Below are 25,359 nucleotides of genomic sequence, written 5' to 3'. Positions count from 1 at the left end.
TCGTGATCGACCTCAAATTCCTCCGCGAGAATCCCGACACCGTTCGCGCCTCGCAGCGCACCCGAGGCGAGGACCCCGGCCTCGTCGATGCACTGCTCGATGCGGATGCCTCCCGTCGCACCGCGGTACTGGCGGGCGACAACGCCCGCGCCGAGCAGAAGGCGCTCGGGAAGAAGGTCGGCAAGGCGTCCCCGGAGGAGCGGCCCGCGTTACTCGACGGTGCGAAGGAACTCGCGGCCGAGGTCAAGCAACTCGAGGCAGAGCAGAACGTAGCGCAGGAGGCACTGGAGCGGGCGCACATGGCGATCTCCAACGTCGTCCAGGAGGGTGCTCCGGCCGGTGGTGAGGACGATTTCGTCACCCTCGAGACGATCGGTGAGCTGCCCACGTTCGATTTCGAGCCGAAAGACCACCTCACTCTGGGTGAGTCGCTGGGGCTGATCGACATGGAACGTGGCGCCAAGGTCTCCGGCGCGCGCTTCTACTTCCTCACCGGCTACGGCGCCCTGCTGCAACTCGGTCTGCTCCAGCTCGCTGCGCAGAAGGCCACCGCCAACGGCTTCACCATGATGATCCCGCCCGTACTGGTGCGCCCCGAGATCATGCGTGGCACCGGTTTCCTCGGGCAGCACGCCGACGAGGTGTACCACCTCGAGGACGACGATCTGTATCTGGTCGGCACGTCCGAGGTGCCGCTCGCGGGCTACCACTCGGGCGAGATCCTCGATCTGTCGGGCGGCCCGAAGCGGTATGCGGGGTGGTCGTCGTGTTTCCGTCGTGAGGCCGGCAGTTACGGCAAGGACACCCGCGGCATTATCCGGGTGCACCAGTTCGACAAGGTCGAGATGTTCGTCTATTGCAGGCCCGAAGAGGCGGCCGAGGAGCATCAGCGGCTGCTGGCGTGGGAGCGCGAGATGCTCGCCGCGATCGACGTGCCGTACCGCGTGATCGACGTCGCCGGCGGCGACCTCGGTTCTTCGGCTGCCCGTAAGTTCGACTGTGAGGCGTGGGTGCCCACTCAGGAGCGGTACCGCGAACTCACGTCGACGTCGAACTGCACCACCTTCCAGGCCCGCCGTCTCGGCGTCCGGTATCGCGACGAGAACGGTAAGCCGCAGACCGCCGCGACCCTCAACGGCACCCTGGCCACCACCCGCTGGCTCGTCGCGATCCTCGAGAACCACCAGCAGGCCGACGGTTCGGTGAAGGTGCCTGCCGCGCTGGTTCCGTTCGTCGGGCGTGAGGTGCTCGGGCCGGTGGGCTGAGATCCGGTCAGAGCGGTGGGTCTGCTCAGCTCAGCAGAGCGGTGGGTCTGCCAGCTCAGCTCAGGACGAGGCAACTCGTCGAGCCGGTCGCCAACAGTTTCCCCCGATCGTCACGCGCTTCACCGCGTGCGATCGCAGTACGGCGACCGGTGTGTTCGCAGAATCCCTGCACTCGTACCACGTGGCCCGGTTGCACTGCGCGCAGATAACGCACCTGCAGATCGAGCGTCGTGTAGCCGACGCCCGCGTCGAGCGTGCTCGACACTGCGAACCCCATTGCCGTGTCGAACAAGGTGGCAAGCACCCCGCCGTGCACGCTGCCGACAGCGTTGGCGTGGAACTCCTGTACCTCCAGCGTCACCTCGACGAACCCTTCCCGAGCGTCGGTCACGGTGAATCCCAGCGTTCGGGACGTGGGGTGGTGGGGGATGCTGCCGTCCATCAGTCCGCGCAGGAAGTCGAGCCCTTGCATGTCGCGGTTGGCGGCCGATGTCGGCGCCGGATCTTCCCACGTGTAGCTGCGGTGCCGGATCTGTTCGTTGTCCTCGCTCACACTCGACGACGGTATCGGACAGGCGTGACCTTGGTGTCACATGCGAGCTGACACATGTGAGCTGACACATGCGAGTTGCGGTGTCATGCTGGACCCATGCGCCGACGATGTTGACTCAGCCGCTCGACCTCACTATCCGTCCGGGCGGTCGCCTATGCGGCCACCCGAGAACTGGTGCCGCTCTACGGCCTCTATGCACTCCTGTTCGAAGACCACGGACTGAGCACCGGCAGTATTTCGTCGCTGTTCCTGCTGTGGTCGGTTGTCGCGTTCGTGTCGGAGGTTCCGTCGGGTGCGTGGGCGGATACGGTGTCGCGGCGCGGTCTGCTGCTCATAAGTGGTGTTCTGTTCACCGCGACGTTCACGATCTGGATGATCTGGCCCTCCGTCTGGGGGTTCGCGGCAGGGTTCGTGCTGTGGGGTGTGAGTGAATCCCTGAAATCGGGCACGTTCGAGGCGCTCCTCTACGACGAACTCGCGGCGTGCGGGCCCGAACCCGACAGGCCCGAACACAGATACGCCGCCGTGATCGGATACGCGAACGCCGGCGAGATGGTGTGCGTGTTCGTCGCGATCCTGTCGGCGTCGCCGCTGTTCGGGCTCGGCGGCTATGCGCTGGTCGGATGGTTGTCTGTTGCGATCACCATCGCGAACATGCTGTTGGTCCTGACGTTGCCGGGTGCACCCCCGGTGATGAAGACAGACGAGCACGGCGGCACCGGCGGCCCGGTGCTCGCCCGCTACATTGCGGCGCTGCACGACGGTACGAGCGAAGTACGCACCGACAAGGTGATTCGCCGCGCGGTGGTCCTCGCTGCTGCCCTGCTCGCGTGTCTTGCATTCGACGAATACTTCGGCCTGCTCGCACGGGAGGGCGGCGCCACCAACGAGCAGGTGCCCGTCCTGGTTGCGCTGACGGTGGTCGGTCAGGTGATCGGTGCCGCGGCCGCAGGCAGGACCGCCGCGATGAGCGGCCGGGTGATGAGTGCGGTGGTGTGTGCGGGGGCACTGTTGCTCGGGGCAGGTGCCGTCGTGGGTGGTGTCGGCGGGTTCATCGCGATCGGGTTCGGGTACGGGGCGCTGCACAACGCCGCGATCGTCGCGGAGGCTCGTCTGCAGGACACGATGTCGGGTCGCGCCCGCGCGACGGTGACCTCGGTGGTGGGTCTGACGAGCGAAGTGATGTCGGTCGCTGTTTTCGCGTGGTTCGCGGTGGGCTCGGCGTGGATTCCGCTGTCCGTACTCGTGGTGGCAACGGTGTTGCCGCTGATCGTGGTAGGTATCACTGCCATCCGGTGGCTACCGACCGGGGCTCCTCAGCAGCCTCTTAGCCGGAGGCTCTAGCCTCGACGCACATGCGTGCACGTCTGCTCACCATGATCACCGCTGTGTCCGGGTTGGCCCTCGTGGGCGCCGGCTCGACCTTCGCCTACCTCGATTCACCCGACGCCACCGTGACCGTCGCGGATCAGGAAACGGGGGGTGCCGGCGTGGACGATGCCCGCAGCACGTTGCAGCAGGCGAGTCTTCCCCTCTCGATTCTGGACGGTGGAGTGGGCCAGCTCACGGACGGCAGCCGGCAGCTCGACGACGGCGCACAGCAGCTCGCGGACGGACTCGGGCAGGCCCGGGACGGGGGGCAGCAGCTCGCGGACGGACTCGACCAGCTTCAGGGCGGTGTGGGTCTGCTCGGCGACGGCGCCTCCCAGATCAACGGGGGTGTCGATGAGGTGGTCACCCGTCTTACCGGATTCGGTGAGATGCAGGGCGGCGTCACTACACAGCTGACGACTGTCGCCGACACCCTCGACCGGTCTGGCGACCCCGTGTCGCGATCGGCGTCGGGAAAGATCCGGGAGCTGGTCGACATGCTGAACACTCAGGGGCTCGGGCCCGACACCATGGACCAGCTCGAGATGCTGCGCGCCGGTGCGCAGCAGCTCGCCTACGAACTGACCGACCCGAACGCACAGTTCGTGGCCGGGATGGCCCAGGCCGCGGGCGGGTCGCAACAGCTGCTCGAGGGCCTGATCCTGCTCGACGACGGCGGTCGGCAACTGACAGACGGTACCGGCCAGCTCGTCGCGGGCGTCGGACCGGTCAGCAACGTCGTCGAGAGCATCTCGGGCAACGTGCGGGAGGCGACGGAGGCCCTGCCGAAGGGCGGCGCCACGCAGGCCGCCGAACCTACCGTGCAGACCGGGGACCGCTCGTGGTGGCCGTTCGCGATGATCGCCGTCGGCGCAGTGCTGTTGGCCGTTCCCGTGTTCGCCCCGCGCCCCACGGTCACGCCGGTTCGGACCGACACAGCTGTGTGACCGGTAGTGGCTGTGTAACCAGTGCTTACTGCGTGATCAGCAGTTCGGTGATCAGCACAGGCAGGCGCTCGCGCCAGTGCACCCAGTCGTGACCACCCGCGAATGTCCCCGAACGAATCGGGTGCCCGGCCGCAGCCAGTCGATCGGCGGCGGCGGCGACCTCGTCGAGCATCATCCACTCGAGTGCACCCACCTCACTGAGGATGGGCACGTCGCCGCCCTTGTCGGCATCCGCGAGTGTCGGCACATCGCGACCCTGCTCGTCGTGCCACCACATCGACGGTGACAAGCACGCTGCGCCGCGCACGGCGTCGGGCCGGGTCAAGGCGAAGAACAGCGCCGCGAGCCCGCCGTACGAGCAGCCGCCCACCGTCACGGGCTCGCCCGCGTATGCGAGGAGGTCGTCGCGGAAGCGCGAGTTGGCCGTCAGGTCGGACGCCCGCACGTTGCGTTCCTGACCGTCGGCGCTCACGTGGTCGACGACGAGTACCCGTGCGGGGGCGATCTCGGGATTGTCGAACGCGGCGAGCACCCGGTGACGGCGGATCTCGTCGCCGTCGAACACCACGACGGTGCCGCGACCCGGCACGGGCGGGACATAGGTACCGATGCGACGCGGGATGCCGTCGAGCTCCACCGTCTCTGTCGTGAGGATGCCTTCCGGGAGTGCGCCCGTCCGGAGGCGCTGTGGTTCGGCGTCGGGGGCAGTGCCTTCGAACGATCCGATGGCATTGCGGCGGAACTCGATCCACCACTGACGCTGGTCCACGTCGCCTTCCGGAACCGTGAGCGGTGCGTTCGACGGAATGAACGTGTAGGCGCCGCGCCAACCGGCCGGAACCCGCACGGACAGGAACCACACCCGTGAGTCCGTGTCGCGGTGCATGCTTCCGGCGGCAATCCGGCTCCGGTCGGTGACGCAATTGACGTCGAGGAACACGGCGGTCGTCGAGGGCGGCAGTGCGACGTCCCCCACGGCGAACGTCGCGATCCAGTCGTTGCCGTCGGAGGTGAAGACCACCGTTCCGTCACCCTGCGCCGCGTCCCGGACGGCAGTCGGCGTGGGGACGGAACGATCGGGGGCCGGTCGGCGCTTCCTCGGTGAGGGTGCGGGAACGGTGGTGTGTTCGGGCAAATCTCAGCCCTCTCCTCGGATCGCGGCCGCGATCTTGTCGGGCAGCTCCTGGCCGAGCCATGCCATGCTCAGCAGGCTGGTCGAGCGGAAACCACGCCATTCTTCGTCGGTCGGCTGGTAGTGGTGGCCGCCCTCGACCACATTCAGCGCGGTGAACACCGGCATCGCATAGTACGTGTCGTGCAGACCGGTGTCGGGGAAGTAACCGATGAGCACATCCGCTTCGAGGAGGCGGAGGTTTTCGGGGCTGAGCTGGTTGTCCTTGCCTTCTTCGACGTACTTCTCGGTTTCCGGTGCGGGGACGAGGCCGAGGCTGCCGAGCAGCTGGCTCGTGGCGGAGTCCGGCCCGGTGAGCAGACCCGCTTGATCGGCCGAGTGCAGCAGCGACACGACGTAGGTGGCGCCGTTCAATTCGGGATTGCGTCCGGCAGCGGCCTCGAGTTCGGATTCGATGGTCTCGATCTGGGCGTCGATGTCCTCGCGGGTGCCGAACAGTTCGGCGGCACGCTGCGACTGCTCGGCCCACGTGTCGGCCTGCTCGGCTTCGGCGCGCGCCAGGGTGGGAGCGATGGCGGCGAGTTGCTCGTACACGGTGTCGGTGAGCTCGATGCCGGTCGCGAGGATCAGATCGGGTGCGTAGGACGCGACTTCCTCGACGGGAACCTCGGTACCGAAGTCGAGCAGCGGCGGGATCTCGCCGCCGAGTTCCTCGATCGTTTCCTCGGTCCACGGCATGACCGGCTTGACCACCGACTGCGCCATCGCGACCGGAACGACACCCGAGGCGAGGGCTGCGTCGTTGTCGGAGACCGACAGCGTGACCACCCGCTCGGGTGCGTCCTCGACGGTGGTTGTGCCCGGCAACGTTGTGTCCGATGACGTTGTGTCCGACGAGCATGCTGCGACGAGCAGCAGTGGAACCGCGGCGAGTGAGACGACAATCCGACCGAATCTCATGGCAGACCTCCTTGACGACCAGCGAAATGGAGGTAAGCCTAACCTGAGCAGATCGGGTATGGTTCCGGTGGTCGGAACTACCGGAACCACACGACGACGTCAGAGCTTGCTGCTGCGAAGTTCGTGCCCCTTCGACGTCTTGCAGCGGCCCGACTCGAGATCCCACTGCCAGCCGTGGAGATTGCAAGTGAGGGTGGTGCCGTCGACCACACCGAACTTCGACAGGTCGGCCTTCAGATGCGGGCAGCGGCGCTGAATCTCGTAGCCGCCCAGCTCGATCGATGCTGTGTCGTCGTGCGCCTCGGCAAACCAGCCGTCCGCGTAGGCGATTCGTTCGTCTGTCAGGCACTTGAAGAACGTGTACAAGAATTCGTTGTACCCGCCGATCCGCCACGCGGTGAAGCGGGTGGACAGAAAGATCGTGTTGACCCAATCGGGTTCGTCGTCGCGCAGCACCGTCCGCACCAGCTCCGGTGCGATGCGGAATCCGTAGCGGTACTTGCCTTCTCCTGCGATGGGCTCACGCACGACACGCTTCGGGAAATCCAGCACCACTGTCTCGGCGTCGTCGCCCGAACCCATGACCAGGCCAACGGGATAACCGATTCCGTCGCAGATCAGGTCGGACTGCGCCATGATCGGCTCGAACTTCGCCTTCAGCGCGGGCAGCAACGGTTCGCCGTCGGCAGGCGCCCACGTGGCCTTCTCCGCCGCGATGACCGGTGCGAATCGCTGCGCCATGTCCTCGATGTAGGCGGCCTTGTCGGTGAAGATCGCGTCGACCTGCTCGTCCGTGATCGGGTGCGTGAGGGTCATCTTGACATTGCCGGTGAGATCCACGGTCGACCCCGGGATCATGAGCAGGCCACCGTCGCGTCCGTGGATGCGTAGCTGCTCGAGGAAGACGTGCTGGTCGGGGAAGATGTTTCCCTCGTCGCCGTGGTCGTCGTTGAGGTCGCGCAGATCGTCGTCGAGGAACACCGGAGGCCCGGCCGACGGCACGATCCAGGTTGCCCCGACCTGCTCGATGTAACTGCGGCAGCGGTCCATGCCGCGCTGGCGTTTCTGCTTACCGAAGTTGGCCTTGGTCTTCTTCGGGATGTCGTAGACCATCGGGTACCAGATGGCGCCCGAGTACTGCAGCAGGTGGATGTCGATGTGGCCGAACGCCTCGTGCATCGGGTCCATGTCGATCGGGCGCGCGTCGTTCATGTTGAACACGGTCGTCGTGCCGTCGGAGACGACCAGACCGGAGTCGCCGATCGGTCCGTCTGCAGGGGCCCGCATCGCGATGATCATGATGTCGAGAGCACCCTCGGCGTTGCTCACGGTGTGCTTCACGGAGTCGGTGGTCTCGAAGAACTTCGTGAAGCCCAGCGCCTCGAGCTCACGCTTGAGATCCGGCACCGGGTAGTCCGGCAGCAGCACCGTCGCGTCCTTGCTGACGTGCTTGCTCAGCGTGCCCGGATCGAAGTGATCCTTGTGCAGGTGCGACACGTACAGATAGTCGACGTCGCCGAGTGCGTCCCAGTCGAGTCCGGTGTTGTCGGGAAACGGTACCCACGACGCGAAGTACGCGGGGTTGACCCAGGGGTCGCACAGGATGGACCCGGCCTCGGTCCGAATATGAAACCCTGCGTGTCCGACGCTGGTGATCTGCACTTCGTTGCCTCCTGACGTGCTGACCGACGTGACCACCAGGGTAGGCGGAGCCGATCAGTCCACTGCGCCCAGGCAGTATCCGTTCGACGCGATTGTGACGTAGACAACCAGGTCACGAGCTGTTCCTGCCTCGACGACCGGGATCGTCACACTGCCGTAGACGTCGTCGACAGGTGAGAAGGTCGCCGATTCCGCGTCGAAGGTCGTCACGTCGTCGAGGGCATCAGGATCGGCCGACAACGGCGGCACGCCCGCATTGCCGGTGCCCCACGGATCCCAGATTCCCATCCCGGGGCAGATCAGGGGGTAGTCCTCTTCGGTGTCGGCCGGATCCACCGGGTCGCCCGTGGCGCGTCCGAGGAAGCGCTCGACCGCGTAGACGGCGTCCGGTCCGGTGTAGATGTCGCCGCCGGTCGGGTGGACGTAGGGGCAGGCGTAGCCGGAGGTGATCTCACTGCGCAGTACCGATACGTCCGTGCCGTTCGCGGACCACGTCACCGCGTACTGGCCGTCGAGTCCCGGTTCTTGTACGGCTGCGGTGATGGCGTCGACGTCGGCGTACATCTCGTCTGCGCGGTCGGGCGCGATCGTCCAGCATGTTGCGGTCACGTCGTTGCCGGCTGTCAGGTCGTTCGTCCACGCCTGTAGCGCTGCGACCGCCGCGGCGTTGCCGGGAACATCGCCGACCTGCGTCGTGGGTGTTGTTGTCGTCGCCGCGGTCGAAGCTGGATCAGTGGTGACGTCCGCCGTGGTCACCGTCGGTTCCGGGGTCTCGGTGGGGATGCCGGACTGTCCGTCGCCGGCGCATCCCGTCGCGGTCAGGACGATCACGATGGCTGCGCCCGCGAGCATGAATGGGCGGGACTTTCGGGTGGTGGTGCTCATGACTCTCGCCCCTGACGATGATCGCGGTCGGTCTGCTGCCGTGGACCCGGCTACGCTAACCGACGTGGAACCCTTCTACCGGACCATCATCGGCGTGGCACGCACACTGTTCGCAGCGCAGGGCCTGAAATTCACGATCTCCGGGGCGGAACACATCCCGGCGACCGGGGGTGCGGTCATCGCGATGAACCACACGGGCTACATGGACTTCACCTACGCGGGCATTCCCGCGCGCGAAACCAAACGGTACATCCGGTTCATGGCGAAGAAGGAAGTCTTCGACAACAAGATCTCCGGGCCGATGATGCGCGCCATGAAGCACATCCCCGTCGACCGCGGCGATGCCGGCGACTCGTATCGGCTTGCGGTCGCGGCGCTTCGCAGGGGCGATCTCGTCGGTGTGTTCCCCGAGGAGACGATCAGCCGCAGTTTCGAACTCAAGGACTTCCGGTCCGGCGCAGCCCGGATGGCACTCGAGGCCGGTGTGCCCGTCGTCCCGATGGTGCTGTGGGGGTCGCAGCGAGTGTGGACCAAAGGACACCCGAAGCGGCTCGGCCGGACGAAAACCCCCATCACCATCATCGTCGGAGCGCCGATCGCACCGTTCGAGCCGGCCGCCGAGATGACCGCGCAGCTGCACACCACCATGGAGCAGATGCTGCAGGAAGCACAGAAGGGCTATCGCCACGAGCCGGGCGCCTACTGGGTGCCGAAGCGGCTCGGTGGTTCTGCACCGACGCCCGAGGAAGCGAACGCCGACGATGCGCGTGTCGCCGCCGAACGTCGGGCCAGGAAAGAGGCCGAACGCGCCGGGCGCGAGGACGGTGACGGTGGTGGGGACGTGGCCGGAAACGGGCCTTCGGCACAATAGCGGAGTGAGCCCTCAACGTCCGAGTCTCGTCGCGACCGATGTCGACGGCACCCTGATCGACGATTCGGAGCGGATTTCCGACCGCACCCGCAGTGCCGTGCACGCGGTGATCGATTCCGGAACCCCGTTCGTCCTCGCGACAGGTCGCCCGCCGCGGTGGATCGCGCCGGTGGTCGAGCAGCTCCGATACACGCCGCTGGCGGTATGCGCCAACGGTGCGGTTCTCTACGACAGCGCCACCGACCGAGTGCTCAGCGCCGCGGTGCTCGGCACGGATGAACTGGCGTGGCTCGCCGACCTCGCAGCGACTGTCCTGCCGGGAAGTGGTCTTGCGGCCGAACGGGTCGGGGCCAGCGCGCACGACGCCGCGACCCCCCAGTTCGTGAGTTCGCCGGGTTACGAGCATGCGTGGCTCAACCCGGACAACACCGAGCTCGCCGAACACGACGTGATCGCCGCGCCGGCCATCAAGCTGCTGATCCGGCAGTCGGGTGCCAGCAGCGCCGAGATGGCGAAGGTACTCCTGCCGGAACTCCACGGTCTCGTCGACCTGACGTACTCGACCGACAACGGTCTCGTCGAGATCTCCGCGGCTGGGGTCACGAAAGCGTCGGGACTGCAGGAGGCCGCTCGGCATCTCGGGGTGACGGCCGATCGTCTCGTCGCGTTCGGCGACATGCCCAACGACATTCCGATGCTGACGATGGCGCGTCACGGTGTTGCGATGGAGAACGCGCACCCCGAGGCCAAAACGGTGGCAGACGAAGTCACTGCCACCAACGTCGAGGACGGGGTCGCCCGCATCCTCGAACGTTGGTGGCAGTGACTCGTATCCGCCGGTGACCGAAGGTCAGCCTGCCGGCACCGGCTCAGGTGCCGGCGCGGCTTCCGGTGCCGGTGCGGGTTCCGGTGCGGCCGCAGCGGCCGCAGGTTCCTGCATCGACTCCTCGTAGGCGTCGTTGTAAGTGCGGAGCACCTTTGTGACGACGCCGGTGACCTCGTTGAAGATCAGCGAACCGAACTCGAAGTCCGACCGCCAACCGTCCGGCACCCGGTACTCGTTGCTGGTGGGCAACCCCAGCTCACCAGCGTCGAGCCCGGACTTCTGCCACGCCTTGTAGATCTCACCGAGCACCGTCCACACACCGCCGTTGGGCGAGGTGTAGATGGCACCGTTGACGAACTGGGCGCTCTCGAATCCCCCCTTCGCGGGAAGGATCGATGTCATGGCCGTACCCAGACGTCCGGTCTCGCCGCCTTCGGCGATCCACTTCTGGGCCAGCGGGTGATTGTCGGCGAGACGGATCAGTTCCTGCACGAGGTTCTGGACGTTCTCGGCCGATCCGGTCGCTGGTGTCCCGGCGCTGGTATCGGGCACGGCATCCCGCGCGGACGGAGGATTGTCCGTCGCGAGATCGGTGCTCGGGCTCGTACCCGCCGCGGCCTCCGCGGCGATATTGCGGATCTTGTCCATCTGGGCGTATCCGCCGTCGCCGGGGCAACTGGTGCTGCCGACGTCGCGGTGCGCGAAGATGATCGGCAGGTCGACGGCCGCGCCCCGCGGGTAGGGGGTGAACGAGGTGCCCTCGGAGTACATCGTGGTGCGACCCTTGGGATCGAGTCCGGCCTTCGCGAGCCGCCAGCCGAGGAACTGGCCCACGGCGTTGACGGTGGCGTCGGGTGGGGTGGCCGAAGAGAAGTCGCCCATCATGGCGATACCCATCGTGTTCTCGTTGAAGCCGCCGGCGTGGGCGCCCTGCACGTTGCGGTCGAGACCGCCGGCGCGCCCCTCGAAGACCTGGCCGTACTTGTCGACGAGCACGTTGTACCCCACGTCGCACCAGCCGAGCGTCTGTGAGTGGTACGCGTAGATTGCGCGCACGATCTCGGCGGATTCGGCCTTGGAATAGTCGTTGCTGCCCGCGGTGTGGTGCACGGTGGCACCGCCCAGCGAGTCGTCGTAGGTGGGTTCTTCGCACCGGATCGATTCGTCGGCGCCCCATTGCGAGCGGCTGATCACCTTGAGACCGGAGTCGCCCACCGGGCCTGCGATGTCTTCGAGGGTGGCATCGGCGGGGCTGGTGCCCGGATCGATGAGCACCGCGCTGACGCTGTCGGCGAGTGCCTGTGCCGGGTCTTGGCCATGCAGTGGACGTGATGACGACGCGGGCTCGTAACCGAGCTCGGGTGCTCCCTCTGCGGGTGCCTCGGCAGGGGCCGGCGCTTCGGAAGGGACCGGCGCCTCAGCGGGCGCGGGAGCTTCGGGTGCTGCCGGCGCAGGCATTTCTTCCGGTGGTGCTTCGGCGCCGGCGAGGTTCGGCTCCGGACCCGGTCGCGGGGTCAGCAGCACCTGCACGGCCTTGGTCGCGCCGACGAAGATCGGCTCGGTGCCCCTGCGCGTGTCGTCGGCGGTGTCGTTGCGGGAGGTTTCGAGAGGCTCGGTCGCAGACCACTGGCCCCACGTGCCGTCGTCGTTCTGTGCGCGGATCATCGCGTCGGTGTCGGCGATGTCGCTCGCGGTGAGGGCGACGAGGCTGAACGGTGTGTCGTGGGTGAGTTCCTTGACCACGGCGCCCACGTGCCCGATCGGCCCGCCGTTCGGGTCGGGTGCCGTCGTGATCTCCGGGAGGCCCTGGACGATTTCCTTGAGGCTCATGTCGGGCAGGTTGAGTCCGGTCAGTTCCTCGACCGGGATCACGAGGTCGGGTACCGACGCGAGGACGATCTCGGCGATCGTGGGGGCAACCGCTTCGACGGAATCGCTGGTCTGACGGATCTCGGTCTGGTCACTGATGAAGCCGGACACCGCGAAAGGTGTTGCGACGGCCAGGGCGGCGACGGCACCCAGGACGATCGACGGCTTCGGGCGGCGATGCGGCACTGTTTGCTACTCCCTGTTGGTGTGCGCGGTTTCGGACGGTCGGTATCACTGGTGGAATCCAACATCTTCGAGCCCGTTCCGCGCCGGAACGGACGGCTGATGAAGGCAACTTGTGATGCCATTGTTGCTGTTGTGACATTTGTTGCGATACCTCGCCACTCTTGTCACACTAGACACAGCAAACCATAACCCTCAACCTGAGCTTGAGCATCGGTCTCGGGATGTCCGATCCGTGAGAGCGGGCGATGGCGTGGACGACCATCCACGTGATCAGCGGAAATGCGAGAACAAGGGAGCGCACGGCATGGCACGACAGTCGATTCGTCGCAGAGGAAAAATTCGTAGACGGCGTGTCGTCCTCGGTCGGCCGTTGCGTAACGGATGGCGCCCGGCCGCGACCCGTGCCGCTGCGATAGGAATCGCGCCCGCCCTGCTCGCCGGGGCTGTCGTCGGCGCTCTCGTGAGCAGCGGATCGGACGGCTCCGAGGTCCGGCAGGCCGTCTCCGCCGACACTCCCTTCACCTTCAGCGGTCAAGGCCACGGTCACGGACGTGGCATGGGCCAGTGGGGTGCCTACGGGTACGCGCAGGACGGCTGGACTGCCGAGCGCATCGTCGGCCACTACTACGGCGGCACCACGTTGGGCACCGTCGAGGATTCCATGATCGCTGTGCGCCTGACGGGTCTCGACGATCACAGTCTCGACGTCTACTCCGACACCGGGCTCACCGTCGCGGGCCGGCAGGTCGGCCCCGGCGAGGCGGCCCACCTCACCCCGAATCCCGACGGCGGCGCGAATGTCGTGGTCACCGCCGGATGCAGTGGGGACGTGCTGTGGCAGGGCGCCACGGACATGCCGTGGGTGGACCCTGTCGATCTCGGTGAGGATCGACCCAAGGAAGAGCACCTCAAGCTCTGCTCGGGCGACACCACCTACCGCGGCGCGATCGGTGTGACGCTCGAAGGTGACGCCGCACGCACCGTCAACCGCCTGAACGTCGAGGACTACCTGCGCAGCGTCGTTCCGGCCGAAGCCCTGCCCGGCTGGGCCGACTCCGGCGGAGCCGAAGCGCTGCGTGCGCAGGCCATCGCGGCCCGCTCGTACGCGCTCGCGGAGAAGCGCAGTGAGCAGTGGCAGACCTGCGACACGATGAACTGCCAGGTGTACGGCGGCTCGGGCACGGAGGATCCTCGCACCGATGACGCCATCCGCACCACCCGAGGGATGGTGCTGATGAAGGACGGCGCGGTCATTCGCAGCGAGTTCTCGGCCTCGACCGGTGGATACAGCGCAGGCGGCACCTTCCCGCCCGTCGAGGACCTCGGCGACAAGGTCGCGCCCAACCGGCAGTGGGCCAAGACGATCACCGCAGGCGAGATCGGTACCGCATTCGGCGTCGGTGAACTCCAGAACATCGAGGTCATCGCCCGCAACAACCTCGGTGATGCGGGGGGTCGTGCTACTCAGGTGCGGGTGATCGGCTCCGATCGGACCATCGAGACCTCGGGCGCTGAAGCGCGCGCCAAGCTCGGACTGCGATCCGACTGGTTCACCGTGCAGGAAGGCGCCGAAGCGGTGGTGCCGCAGCCCACACCGGCGCCGGAGATCGACACCGAAGTGGGGGGCTTGCGGTTCGAGACCGGTGACAGCTCGGAGATCCAGTCGAAGTACCTCGAACTCGGCGGGGTCGAAGGCCTCCTCGGTTCGCCCGTCGGGCCCGAACTGATGCTGCCGGACGAGCGTGGCAAGTTCCGGATCTACACGGGTGGCGCGATCGTGTGGACCCCCGATCTCGGTGCCCAGGTCATCGAGGCGAGCTTCCTGAAGAACTGGTTCCCGAGCACCGGAAGTGCCGAATAGCCAAGATGGCCACCAGTTTCCGCCGCTGATCGTCCAGCCTCGCCGTCTGTGCGTGCTCACCGCCCGACCGTCCGGGTCGCGGAGTAGTTGACATTGACGCAACGTCAAGATGCACGCTGGTCATCGAGCAGGGCGGAAGGACGGACATGCGGCGAGAATGGTCGATCCAGGAGCTTTCCCGTGCCGCCGGCGTCACCAGCCGCACCCTGCGGCACTACGACGACGTCGGGCTGCTCCCGCCGAGCCGTACAGGGTCGAACGGGATGCGGTTCTACCACTCGGGTGCCCTGGTCCGGCTGCAGCGGATCCTCCTGCTGCGTGATCTCGGTCTGGGGCTCCCGGCGATCCGCGAGGTCCTCGACGACCGTCGCGACACCGCGGGTGCACTGCGCACCCACCTCGAACTGCTCGAACACGAGCGAAACCGACTAGAACGCCGGATTCGGGCGGTTCGCACCACTCTGGAGAAAACAGAGAAAGGAGACGATCTCATGGCGAACGAAGTATTCGACGGGTTCGATCACACGCAGTACCGCGACGAAGTGACCGAACGCTGGGGCGAACAGGCGTACGAGACCGGCGACCGCTGGTGGCGCGGAATGAGCGAGCGCGAACGCGGCGACTGGAAGTCGCACGTCGACCGGCTCAGTGCAGACTGGGCGGCCGCGGCGCAGGCAGGTCTCGACCCGCACGGAGAACAGGCACAGGAACTCGCCCGCCGCCACGTCGACTGGTTGACGTCCGTTCCGGGCACGCCCGCTCACGGCACCGACGAGTCCACCCTGCGTGGCTACGTGCTCGGCCTCGCCGACATGTACGTCGACGACGCCAGGTTCGCAGCGAACTACGGCGGCACCGCCGGCGCCGAGTTCGTGCGCGCCTCCCTGCAGCATTACCTCTGATCACCCGGCCCTTTCGGGACCCGCCGACGGACCGAAAGGGCACCGGGGTGACAAGGTCGTTACCCTGGTTCTCCGTGACTGCTGCATCAGCGCCCCAGCCCTCTCCCGGTGAGTACGACCTGATCGTCGTCGGCTCCGGATTCTTCGGACTGACGATTGCCGAGCGCGCGGCCACGCAGCTCGGGAAGCGGGTCCTCGTGGTCGAACGCCGCCACCATCTCGGTGGCAACGCGTACTCCGAACCCGAACCCGAGACCGGGATCGAGGTCCACAAGTACGGGGCCCACCTGTTCCACACGTCGAACCAGCGGGTGTGGGACTACGTCACCCGGTTCACCGAGTTCACCGGCTATCAGCATCGTGTGTTCGCGAAGCACAACGGCCAGGCGTACCAGTTCCCCATGGGCCTCGGTCTGATCTCCCAGTTCTTCGGGCGCTACTACACCCCTGACGAAGCGCGGGCCCTGATCAAGGAGCAGTCCGCGGAAATCTCGACAGCAGACGCACAGAACCTCGAGGAGAAGGCGATCTCCCTGATCGGCCGTCCCCTGTACGAGGCGTTCATCCGCGACTACACCGCCAAGCAGTGGCAGACGGATCCCAAGGAACTGCCCGCCGGCAACATCACCCGCCTACCCGTGCGCTACACATTCGACAACCGCTACTTCAACGACACCTACGAGGGTCTGCCCGTCGACGGCTACACCGCCTGGCTCGAGAACATGGCGAAGGACGACAAGATCGAGGTGCGGTTGAACACCGATTGGTTCGAGGTGCGCGACGAGCTGCGCGCAGCGAGCCCCGATGCCCCCGTCGTCTACACCGGTCCGCTCGACCGCTACTTCGACTACTCCGAAGGCAAGCTCGGCTGGCGCACCCTGGACTTCGAGACCGAGGTCCTGCCCACCGGCGATTTCCAGGGCACCCCGGTCATGAACTACAACGACGCCGACGTGCCCTTCACCCGCATTCACGAGTTCCGGCACTTCCACCCCGAACGCGACACGTACCCGGCGGACAAAACCGTCATCATGCGCGAGTTCTCGCGTGCCGCCGGTGACGACGACGAGCCGTACTACCCGATCAACACGCCGGAGGATCGCGAGAAACTCACCGCCTACCGCGACCGCGCCAAACGGGAAGCCGCGGAGAACCACGTGCTGTTCGGCGGACGTCTCGGCACGTATCAATACCTGGACATGCACATGGCCATCGCGAGTGCGCTGAGCATGTTCGACAACACGGTCGCGCCGCACTTCGAATCCGGCGCGCCGATTGCGGGGGACGCCTCATGAGTCACTCCACCGCGGCCGTCGCGACCGCATCCGACGCGCAGGAAGGCGGGTCGCTCGGCAAGGCATTGCTCCAGCGGATCATCCTGCCGCGACCGGGCGAGCCCCTCGACGTGCGGACCCTGTACCTCGAGGAATCGTCCACCAATGCGCGTCGTGCGCATGCGTCGAGCCGGACCGAGCTGAGCATCGGCGCTGAGTCCGAGGTGTCGCTGTGTACTTACTTCAACGCGTTCCCCGCGAGCTACTGGCGCCGCTGGAGCACGTTGCACTCGGTGGTGCTGCGACTCGAACTCACCGGTCACGGCCGCATCGACATCTACCGGAGCAAGGCCGATTCGAGCCGCATCCACGTGCAGGGCCGTGAATTCCAGGGCACCGGCGTGACCCTCGAACTCGAGACCGATCTCGGCCCGTTCGAGGACGGTGGATGGATCTGGTTCGACGTCACCACCGACACCGACGTCACCGTTCACGCCGCCGGCTGGTTCGCGCCCGTCGAGGCACCAGGCACGGCGTCCGTCGCGGTGGGTATCCCCACCTTCAACCGCCCGGCCGACTGTGTCGCGGCGCTCCGCGCGCTCGCGTCGGATCCGCTGGTCATGGATGTCATCGACGCGATGATCATCCCCGACCAGGGCACCCGCAAGGTCCGCGACCAGGACGGATTCGACGACGCCGCCGCGCCGTTCGGCGACCGCCTCGTCCTCCACGACCAGGCCAATCTCGGCGGTTCCGGTGGCTACAGCCGCATCATGTACGAGGCGCTGAAGACTACCTCTGCCCCGTACATCCTGTTCATGGACGACGACATCGAGATCGAACCCGACTCGATCTTGCGCGCGCTCGCATTCTCGCGGTTCGCCAAGTCCCCGACCCTCGTCGGCGGGCAGATGCTCAACCTGCAGGAACGCAGCCACCTCCACACGATGGGCGAGGTCGTCGACCGGTCGGTCTTCATGTGGTCGGCCGCGCCGAACGTCGAGTACGACCACGATTTCTCCGCGAATCCGCTGCGCGACCGCGAGAACTCGAAACTGCTCCATCGCCGCATCGACGTCGACTTCAACGGCTGGTGGATGTGCATGATCCCGCGCGTCGTCGCGGAGGAGATCGGGCAACCGCTGCCGCTGTTCATCAAGTGGGACGACGCCGAATACGGGCTGCGTGCCCGCGCTGCCGGATACTCCACGGTGACGATGCCCGGTGCCGCGATCTGGCACATGGCGTGGAGCGACAAGGATGACGCCATCGACTGGCAGGCGTACTTCCACCTGCGCAACCGCCTCGTCGTCGCGGCCCTGCACATGCCAGGAGACGGCAAGGGCATGGTCCTCGACACGATCAAGGCCACCATCAAGCACCTCGTGTGCCTCGAGTACTCGACCGTCGCGATCCAGAACAAGGCCATCGAAGACTTCCTCGCCGGCCCCGAGCAGTTGTTCGAGCTGCTCCCGAAGGCACTCGGCGACGTGCACGCGCTGCGGAAGAACTTCTCCGACGCGCGGGTGCTGCCGTCGTCGACCGAACTGCCGTTGCCGTCGGGCGCAGAAGTCGGGGCCGTCGGGCAGCCCGAAGGAAAACTTGCGAAGATCTCGCGACTCGCGAAGGGGGTGCTGCACAGCGTGCGCCCCGAGAACCCCGAGCATCACACCCGCCCGCAGCTCAACGTGCCGACGATCGATGCTCGCTGGTTCCTGCTCTCGCAGGTCGACGGTGTGACGGTCACCACCGCAGATGGCAGGGGTGTCGTCTACCGTAAGCGCGACCGCGCGCAGGCACAGGCCCTGCTGACCGAGGCGCTGCGGTTGCGGCGTGAACTCGCACAGCGCTTCCCGGAACTGAAGAGGCGTTACCGGGATGCGGTTCCCGCCCTGACCAGCAAAGAGGAGTGGGAACGTGCCTTCGGCATCGACGGATAGCAGCACTGTTCCGCCCGAGGTGCGGATTCTGCAGACGGTGCAGGGCACCGTGGGCAGCCTGCCCGGAGCGACCTCGATCGCGCGCGGTATGTCGCACTTCGGTGAGCATGCGCTCGGCTGGATGGCGATCGGCGCCGTGGGCGCTGTCGTGGATCCGAAGCGCCGCACCCGGTGGGCAGGGGTCGCGGTCGGAGCGGTCGGAGCGCACGCCGCATCGATCGTCATCAAGCGCGTCGTCCGGCGTAAGCGCCCGGACCATCCATCGGTGCAGGTCAATGTGTCGACGCCGAGTCGGCTGAGTTTCCCGTCGTCGCATGCGACGTCCACCACGGCAGCGGCCGTGCTGCTGGCGCGCACGACCGGGCTACCCTTTCCGGCGATGCTCGTGCCGCCGATGCTGCTGTCGCGTCTCGTTCTCGGTGTGCACTATCCGACGGATGTCCTTGCCGGGGCGGCGCTCGGGGCAGCGTCTGCTGCCGTGGTGGCGCGGGCAGAGAAGAAGTTTGGAGAGCGATGAGCGAGGAACCGACCGCCGTGACGGAGGCACCCAAGAGCCTTCCGGCGGCCATCGTCAAGGCAGTGCGCCCACGTCAGTGGGTGAAGAACGTCCTGGTGCTCGCGGCGCCGATGGCGGCGGGGTCCGTCACGGAATCCTCCGTGCTGCTGCCGGTGGCACTTGCGTTCGTGGTGTTCTGCATGGCGGCATCCGGGATCTACCTCATCAACGACGCGATGGACGTCGAGGCAGACCGCGAACATCCGACGAAGCGGTTCCGGCCGATCGCGGCGGGTGTGCTGCCGCTGCAGCTCGCGTACGTGCTCGCCGCCGTGCTGCTCGTCGCCTCGATCGCCCTGTCGTTCCTTGCGAACTGGCAGCTCGCGGTGGTGATGGCCGTCTACATCGCCATCCAGCTCGCCTACTGCTTCGGTCTCAAACATCAGGCCGTGCTCGACATCTGCATCGTGTCGTCGGGCTTCCTGATCCGCGCGATCGCCGGTGGTGTGGCCGCCGAGATTCCACTGTCGCAGTGGTTCCTGCTGATCATGGCGTTCGGGTCACTGTTCATGGCTGCCGGTAAGCGCTACGCCGAGCTGCGGCTCGCGACACGGACCGGTGCGAAGATCCGCAAGTCACTCGAGTACTACACCGAGACCTATCTGCGCTTCGTGTGGACACTCGCGGCCACGGCCGTGGTGATCTGCTACGGGCTCTGGGCATTCGAACAGGACACCGTCGCCGGCTCCAACTGGTACGCGATCTCGATGATCCCGTTCGTGGTCGCGATCCTGCGCTATGCGGTCGATGTCGACGGCGGCGACGCCGGTGAACCCGAGGAGATCGCCCTGGGCGATCGCGTGCTGCAGTTCCTCGCGGTGGCGTGGATTGTGGTGGTCGGCGGTGCTGTCTACCTCTTCTGACGTCGTGGACGGCGTCGACGATGAGAAAGCGGGTAGGTCGGGCACCGATCGATCCGCTCGTTCGAGGCACCTCGCGACGGGGGTGTTCGCCGGTGGTGTCGTGATTGCGGCACTGCTGATGTTCTGGGGCGCGTGGGAGCGTCGCTGGATCGCCGATGACGGACTGATCGTGCTGCGCACGGTCCGTAACCTGATGGCCGGGAACGGTCCGGTGTTCAACAGCGGCGAGCGGGTCGAGGCCAACACCTCCACCCTGTGGACATACCTCGTCTACGCGGCAGGAGAGCTCAGCGGAGTTCGACTCGAGTACGTGGTGCTCACGATCGCGCTGCTGTTGTCGACCGGCGCGATCGTGCTGGCCATGCTCGCCGCGGCGCGCATGTACCGGTGGCGCCTGAGAGGTACCACCGGCACGGTTCTGCTGTTGCCCGCGGGCGTGCTCGTCTACATCGCCGTGCCGCCCGCGCGCGACTTTGCGACATCCGGACTCGAGACGTGCCTGGTGATCTGCTGGATCGCGCTGCTGTGGCTGCTGCTTGTGCGGTGGGCGACACCCGACCCGAAGCACAAGGGTCTGCCCGGGACCACGCAGATCCTCATCACCGCCCTCGTGGCGGGTCTCGGCCCGCTCGTACGCCCCGAACTCGCCATTCTCGCGGCGGGGGCGCTGGCCATGCTGTTCTTCGCGCAGGGGCTGACGTGGCGGGTGCGGGTAGCGATGGTCGCGGTGGCCGGGCTGGTGCCCGTGATGTATCAGATCTGGCGGATGGGCTACTACGGTCTGCCCTACCCGAACACCGCTGTGTCCAAGGATGCGGGCGGAGCGAAGTGGTCCCAGGGGTTCGAGTACCTCGGCAACCTCGTGAGTCCGTATCTGCTGTGGTTGCCGGTCCTGTTCCTGGCGGTCGTTGCCGGGGTGGTGTTGTGGACGACTCGGACCCCGGCCACGGGAACTGCCGTATCGCCGGATACGGGAACAGGCCTGCGGGCGTGGGCGCTCCGGGGGCAGCGAACGCTGCGCACTCCGACGACGGTGGTGTTATTCGCGCTCGGCGCCGGCCTGCTGCTGATGCTCTATTCGATGCGGGTCGGCGGCGACTTCATGCACGGTCGTGTGCTGTTGCCACCGCTGTTCTGCTTCCTGCTTCCCGTGGCCGTCGTGCCCCTGCGAGTGCCCGGCCGGTCGATGATCGGCAACAACAGGGCCACCCGCATGGCGGGCGGTATGGGGCTGCTGTGGCTGGGGGCGGTGGTGTGGGCGTTCTTCGCCGCCAACACCACGGGTATGCCCGAAGGTGCAGTGGTGGGTCGCTCCGGGATCGTCGACGAGCGCGCCTTCTATGCGCTCAACACCGGCCATGCGCATCCGATACTCGCGACCGACTACCTCGACTACCCGCGGATGCGCGCGATGGTCGAGGCGATCGACAACACGCCGGACGGCGGATTGTTGCTGTCGACCCCCTCGTACGACGTGTGGGACGTCGTGCCACCGCCACTGCCGATTCCGCCGGGTGGTGCCGGGCATACGGTGTACTTCCTGAACCTCGGTATGACGAGCATGAACGTCGGCCTCGATGTTCGGGTGGTGGATCAGATGGGTCTCGCCTATCCGCTCGCCGCGCACACCGAACGACTCGAAGACGGCCGGATCGGGCACGACAAGATCCTGTATCCGGACTGGGTGATCGCCGACTCGGGGATGGTCGACGTGCATCCGTGGATGCCCGCGTATCTCGATGAGGACTGGGTCGCCATGGCGCAGGTCGCGTTGACGTGTCCGGAAACACAGGAACTTCTCGCGTCGTCGAGTGCGGACCTCACCTGGCCCCTGTTCAAGCGAAATCTGCGCAACGCGTTCGACTATGCCGGGTACCGCATCGAGCGAGTGCCGAAGTATGAGATTCAACGCTGCGATCTGGAAATGCCGGCACCGCGACGCTAGGATCTCGCCGGTTTTCCGTGGAATGTCGCATTCATCCGGTTGAGCTGGGTGAATGCGGCCTCCTGCGTCGGGTGGCTGTTCGGGGACCCGGCGGGTGGTCGTCGCGAGGGTCTCGTTAAGATCACGCCGGATAACGGAGATGTAACGTTCGGGCCCCGATGATCCGACGAAGTAGTCAAGGCAAGCTCAAGACCTTGGGAATCGGGGTTTGTCAGAGATCACGCTGTCCTTTACAGTCTTGACCGCAGTGTGACTTGAAGGCGACCTTCACCTGGTCGCCGCCGCCGAGAAACTCGTCGGGGGACGCAGACGCGGACGCCGCAGATCGAGAAAGTGAGCATTGTTCATGCGTTTTGTCCCTAGGTTGTCGCAGGGCCTTCGAGGGCGCCTACTCGGCACCGCCGCCGCAGCGCTCGTCCTTCCGGTAGCTGCAGGTCTTGTGGGTACGACGGCGGCGCTGGCCGCACCGGCTCAGGCCGCGCCGGTTTCGCACCGTGCGCCCGCCGGAGGCTTCGAAGAGGTCTTCGTCGATTCCGACATGGGCCCGATCAAGGTTCAGATCCAGTGGGCCGCACGCGGTGGCGACGCCGCCCTCTACATGCTCGACGGACTGCGTGCCCGCGACGACGCGAACGCATGGAGCTTCGAGACCAATGCGCTGCAGCAGTTCTCCCAGGACAACGTCAGCCTGATCATGCCGGTCGGTGGCCAGGCGAGCTTCTACACCGACTGGTACGCGCCGAGCAACTTCAACGGCCAGGACGTCACCTACAAGTGGGAGACGTTCCTGACCGAGCAGCTGCCGGACTACCTCGAAACCCGCGGTGTCTCGCGCAGCAACAACGGCATCCTGGGTCTGTCGATGGGCGGTTCCGCTGCACTGACCCTGGCCGCGTACCACCGCGACCAGTTCCAGTTCGCGTCGTCGATGTCGGGTTACCTGAACCTGTCGGCTCCCGGTATGCGTGAGGCCATCCGTATCGCGATGCTCGACGCCGGTCGCTTCAACGTCGACTCGATGTGGGGCCCGCCGTGGAACGAGGCATGGCTGCGCAACGACCCGTTCGTATTCGCGCCCAAGCTCGACGGCCTGTCCATGTACATCTCGGCGGCCAGCGGCCTGCCCGGTGAGCACGACAACCCGCAGGGACTCGTCGGTTTCTACAACACGGCCAACGCCATGGGCCTCGAGGCACTCGCCCTCGTGCAGACCCGGGCATTCCAGGTGAAGCTCGCGGCTCTGGGTATCCCGGCCACCTTCGACTTCCCGGCGCGCGGCACCCACGCGTGGAAGTACTGGGAGGACGAGCTGTGGAAGGCGCGTCCGCAGATCCTCGACGCACTCAACGCGCACTGATCCGACTGCCTGCCAAGGCACACTGTTCCGCCGTCGCCGCCCGGTTGCTCCTCACGGAGCGATCGGGCGGTGTCGTGCGTTCGGTAACAATTTCCTCACCCGTCACAGCGCGGCTCCCTCACATCACGTCGCTCGACGTGTAGAAACAGGATTTGGGCGTGGCCGATCCGATCGGCGGGCGGCTCCCGGGATACCGACTCTGCAATACCGCAATGCAGGAAGTGAGCGATGTCGATGCGAACTGTGCATGGTGGCCATCGGGGGAGGCCGAACGAGGACAAGACCGGCTCGACGACGAAGCGACGCCTGCTCGGGCTCATCGCTGCGGCGGTCGTGGCGCCGGTCGGGGCAGGGTTGACGACCGTCGCGGTGGCGACGGCACAGCCGGCGGCCGCCGAGTCCGGGCCGGCAGCGACACAGGACTCCGCCGGCGCGACCGTGCGTAAGGTCGATTGGCTCACCGACCGCCGGGTCGCGCTCTGGATCGATTCGCCTTCGATGGGCACTCCGATCCAGGTGCAGCTTCTGCTTGCCCGGGATTGGAATCTCACCCCCGACGCTCGATTCCCGTCGGTGTTCATGCTCGACGGGCTCCGCGCTCGCGACGACGAGAACGGCTGGACGATCGAGACGGACGCCGAGCAGTTCTTCGCCGACAAGAACGTCAACGTGGTGCTTCCCGTCGGAGGCCAGTCGAGCTTCTATGCGGACTGGCTCGACCAGAACAACGGCCAGAACTACAAGTGGGAGACTTTCCTGACGAAGGAGCTCCCACCCATTCTCGAGAAGGACTGGCGCACCACCGACAAGCGCGGTGTGGTCGGTCTCTCGATGGGTGGCACCGCCGCAATGTTCCTTGCGGCCCGCAACGAGGGCTTCTTCCAGTTCGCAGGGTCCCTGTCGGGCATTCTCACCACCACCACGCTCGGTATGCCCGAGGCCATCCGCTACGCCATGCAGGACGCCGGCGGATTCGACGTCGACGCGATGTGGGGCGAGCCCGGCAGCGAGGGCTGGGAATCTCACGACCCGTATCTGCTCGCCGAGAAGCTGCGCGGTGTGAGCATGTACGTGTCGAGTGGTAGCGGCAGTACCGGTCCGTACGATCAGCCGACCGCCGTCCCCGGCGTGAGCACTAACTACGCGGGTATGGGCCTCGAGATCCTGTCGCGCCTGACTTCGCAGGCATTCGCGACAAAGCTGAACAAGCTCGGGATCCCCGCACAGATCGTGTACCGGCCGTCGGGGACGCACTCGTGGCCCTACTGGGAGTTCGAACTGCATCAGCTGTGGCCGCAGCTCGCCAACACACTCGGTGTCGAGATCCAGAAGCCCGAGTGTGCCCCGCTCGGAGCGTTCGGTGACGTTGCGGGTGCGAATCCGTGGCTCGGCGACTGCCTGACGCGGGAGTATCCCGTCGCGGATGGTTCCGTGCAGGACTTCCGCCACGGCCGGGTGTTCTCGTCCGGCGATACTGCCGTGCCTGTCGCGGGAGCCATCGGCGGGAAGTACCAGAGCGCGGGTGGTCCCGCGGGCCGGCTCGGCTACCCGACCACGGAGGAACGCGGAACCGCCGACGGCCGCGGCCGCTTCAACCACTTCCAGCACGGCGCCATCTACTGGACCCCCGAGCACGGGGCACGCACGGTGCAGGGCGCGATTTTCGAGGAATGGAAGGAGCAGGGCTGGGAAGCGGGACCGCTCGGATACCCGGTGCTCGACGAGGTCGGTACTCCGGATCAGCGCGGCAGCGTTCAGGCATTCGACATCGGCGCGATGTACTGGACGGAAGCGACCGGCGCCAATGCCGTGCTGGGAAAGATTCTGGCCAAGTACGGCGAGCTCGGCTACGAGACCGGTGTGCTCGGCTATCCGACGTCGAGCGAACACGTGATCACCGGCGACGGGCGCTTCTCCGAATTCGAGCACGGAAACCTCTACTGGACCGATCAGACGGGTGCGTGGCCGGTGCGTGGCCGCGTGTTCGAGGCGTGGGTGGCAGAGGGCGCCGAGAACGGCCGGCTCGGCTACCCGATCGGTGACGAGATGCCGATCGACGGTGGAATCGAGCAGAAGTTCGCGCACGGGTCGGTCACCGTCGTCGACGACGTCCCCACGGTGCACCCGTGATTTC

At 66.4% G+C, this 25,359-nt stretch carries 20 protein-coding genes; 14 read left to right on the top strand and 6 right to left on the bottom strand.

The window, feature by feature from the left end; genetic code table 11:
• The first annotated feature begins 2 nt into the window (after window positions 1-2).
• Window positions 3-1,265 (top strand): serine--tRNA ligase, encoded by a 1,263-nt coding sequence (gene serS / locus ACZI8W_RS19545; RefSeq protein ID WP_463370161.1) that lies wholly within the window; start codon window positions 3-5, stop codon window positions 1,263-1,265.
• Between the two features lie 55 nt (window positions 1,266-1,320).
• On the opposite strand, the gene ACZI8W_RS19540 is transcribed toward serS, so the two are convergent.
• A complete protein-coding gene (locus tag ACZI8W_RS19540) occupies window positions 1,321-1,818 on the bottom strand; it encodes a PaaI family thioesterase (RefSeq protein ID WP_463370160.1) in 498 nt (165 codons plus the stop codon).
• A 174-nt stretch (window positions 1,819-1,992) separates the two neighbouring features.
• On the opposite strand from ACZI8W_RS19540, the gene ACZI8W_RS19535 reads away from it, so the two are divergent.
• Window positions 1,993-3,162: an MFS transporter gene (locus tag ACZI8W_RS19535; RefSeq protein ID WP_463370159.1), complete on the top strand. Its 1,170-nt coding sequence runs from the start codon at window positions 1,993-1,995 to the stop codon at window positions 3,160-3,162.
• Between the two features lie 11 nt (window positions 3,163-3,173).
• The gene (locus ACZI8W_RS19530) at window positions 3,174-4,136 is read left to right on the top strand and encodes a hypothetical protein (RefSeq protein WP_463370158.1); all 963 of its coding nucleotides are present in this window, start codon (window positions 3,174-3,176) and stop codon (window positions 4,134-4,136) included.
• A 25-nt stretch (window positions 4,137-4,161) separates the two neighbouring features.
• Here the strand turns inward: ACZI8W_RS19530 and ACZI8W_RS19525 are convergent, their stop codons facing one another.
• The 4 genes from ACZI8W_RS19525 to ACZI8W_RS19510 all read right to left on the bottom strand — a co-directional run bounded on the left by ACZI8W_RS19525 (window position 4,162) and on the right by ACZI8W_RS19510 (window position 8,775).
• A complete protein-coding gene (locus ACZI8W_RS19525; RefSeq protein WP_463370157.1) occupies window positions 4,162-5,271 on the bottom strand; it encodes an alpha/beta hydrolase-fold protein in 1,110 nt (369 codons plus the stop codon).
• 3 nt (window positions 5,272-5,274) lie between these two features.
• Window positions 5,275-6,228, bottom strand: a complete 954-nt coding sequence (locus tag ACZI8W_RS19520; protein WP_463370156.1) for an ABC transporter substrate-binding protein — start codon at window positions 6,226-6,228, stop codon at window positions 5,275-5,277.
• A 99-nt stretch (window positions 6,229-6,327) separates the two neighbouring features.
• A complete protein-coding gene (locus ACZI8W_RS19515; protein WP_463370155.1) occupies window positions 6,328-7,890 on the bottom strand; it encodes a Rieske 2Fe-2S domain-containing protein in 1,563 nt (520 codons plus the stop codon).
• Between the two features lie 54 nt (window positions 7,891-7,944).
• On the bottom strand, window positions 7,945-8,775 hold the full coding sequence (locus tag ACZI8W_RS19510; RefSeq protein ID WP_463370154.1) for a hypothetical protein: 831 nt from the start codon (window positions 8,773-8,775) through the stop codon (window positions 7,945-7,947).
• Window positions 8,776-8,839: 64 nt separating this feature from the next.
• Here ACZI8W_RS19510 and ACZI8W_RS19505 point away from each other — a divergent pair, with 64 nt between their 5' ends.
• Both ACZI8W_RS19505 and ACZI8W_RS19500 read left to right on the top strand, forming a co-directional pair.
• Window positions 8,840-9,646 carry a lysophospholipid acyltransferase family protein gene (locus tag ACZI8W_RS19505; protein WP_463370153.1) on the top strand — a complete coding sequence of 269 codons (807 nt, stop codon included), beginning with the start codon at window positions 8,840-8,842 and terminating at the stop codon, window positions 9,644-9,646.
• A 4-nt stretch (window positions 9,647-9,650) separates the two neighbouring features.
• On the top strand, window positions 9,651-10,472 hold the full coding sequence (locus ACZI8W_RS19500; protein ID WP_463370152.1) for an HAD family hydrolase: 822 nt from the start codon (window positions 9,651-9,653) through the stop codon (window positions 10,470-10,472).
• Between the two features lie 24 nt (window positions 10,473-10,496).
• On the opposite strand, the gene ACZI8W_RS19495 is transcribed toward ACZI8W_RS19500, so the two are convergent.
• On the bottom strand, window positions 10,497-12,527 hold the full coding sequence (locus ACZI8W_RS19495) for an N-acetylmuramoyl-L-alanine amidase (RefSeq protein ID WP_463370151.1): 2,031 nt from the start codon (window positions 12,525-12,527) through the stop codon (window positions 10,497-10,499).
• Between the two features lie 304 nt (window positions 12,528-12,831).
• Here ACZI8W_RS19495 and ACZI8W_RS19490 point away from each other — a divergent pair, with 304 nt between their 5' ends.
• The 9 genes from ACZI8W_RS19490 (at window position 12,832) to ACZI8W_RS19450 (ending at window position 25,355) form a co-directional block, all read left to right on the top strand.
• Window positions 12,832-14,388, top strand: coding sequence for a SpoIID/LytB domain-containing protein (locus ACZI8W_RS19490; protein ID WP_463370150.1), 1,557 nt, complete (start codon window positions 12,832-12,834; stop codon window positions 14,386-14,388).
• Between the two features lie 146 nt (window positions 14,389-14,534).
• The gene (locus ACZI8W_RS19485) at window positions 14,535-15,290 is read left to right on the top strand and encodes a MerR family transcriptional regulator (protein WP_463370149.1); all 756 of its coding nucleotides are present in this window, start codon (window positions 14,535-14,537) and stop codon (window positions 15,288-15,290) included.
• A gap of 74 nt (window positions 15,291-15,364) precedes the next feature.
• Window positions 15,365-16,585 carry a UDP-galactopyranose mutase gene (gene glf / locus ACZI8W_RS19480; RefSeq protein WP_463370148.1) on the top strand — a complete coding sequence of 407 codons (1,221 nt, stop codon included), beginning with the start codon at window positions 15,365-15,367 and terminating at the stop codon, window positions 16,583-16,585.
• Window positions 16,582-18,504 carry a glycosyltransferase gene (locus ACZI8W_RS19475; protein WP_463370147.1) on the top strand — a complete coding sequence of 641 codons (1,923 nt, stop codon included), beginning with the start codon at window positions 16,582-16,584 and terminating at the stop codon, window positions 18,502-18,504. The genes glf and ACZI8W_RS19475 overlap by 4 nt, the downstream gene beginning before the upstream one ends.
• 19 nt (window positions 18,505-18,523) lie before the next feature.
• Window positions 18,524-19,021 (top strand): phosphatase PAP2 family protein, encoded by a 498-nt coding sequence (locus tag ACZI8W_RS19470; protein ID WP_463370239.1) that lies wholly within the window; start codon window positions 18,524-18,526, stop codon window positions 19,019-19,021.
• Window positions 19,018-19,923 (top strand): decaprenyl-phosphate phosphoribosyltransferase, encoded by a 906-nt coding sequence (locus ACZI8W_RS19465; protein ID WP_463370146.1) that lies wholly within the window; start codon window positions 19,018-19,020, stop codon window positions 19,921-19,923. The genes ACZI8W_RS19470 and ACZI8W_RS19465 overlap by 4 nt, the downstream gene beginning before the upstream one ends.
• Window positions 19,904-21,868, top strand: a complete 1,965-nt coding sequence (zomB, locus tag ACZI8W_RS19460) for an arabinofuranosyltransferase AftB family protein (RefSeq protein ID WP_463370145.1) — start codon at window positions 19,904-19,906, stop codon at window positions 21,866-21,868. Before ACZI8W_RS19465 ends, zomB begins: the two co-directional genes overlap by 20 nt.
• A gap of 346 nt (window positions 21,869-22,214) precedes the next feature.
• Complete coding sequence (locus ACZI8W_RS19455) at window positions 22,215-23,225, top strand: alpha/beta hydrolase (protein WP_463370144.1); 1,011 nt, start codon at window positions 22,215-22,217, stop codon at window positions 23,223-23,225.
• A gap of 234 nt (window positions 23,226-23,459) precedes the next feature.
• Complete coding sequence (locus ACZI8W_RS19450; RefSeq protein WP_463370238.1) at window positions 23,460-25,355, top strand: alpha/beta hydrolase-fold protein; 1,896 nt, start codon at window positions 23,460-23,462, stop codon at window positions 25,353-25,355.
• The last annotated feature ends 4 nt before the right edge of the window (window positions 25,356-25,359 follow it).

The sequence above is a fragment of the Rhodococcus ruitaii genome, from assembly GCF_055230935.1.
Note: the sequence above shows the minus strand (reverse complement) of the source record. Positions and strands in the feature narration are given on the sequence as shown.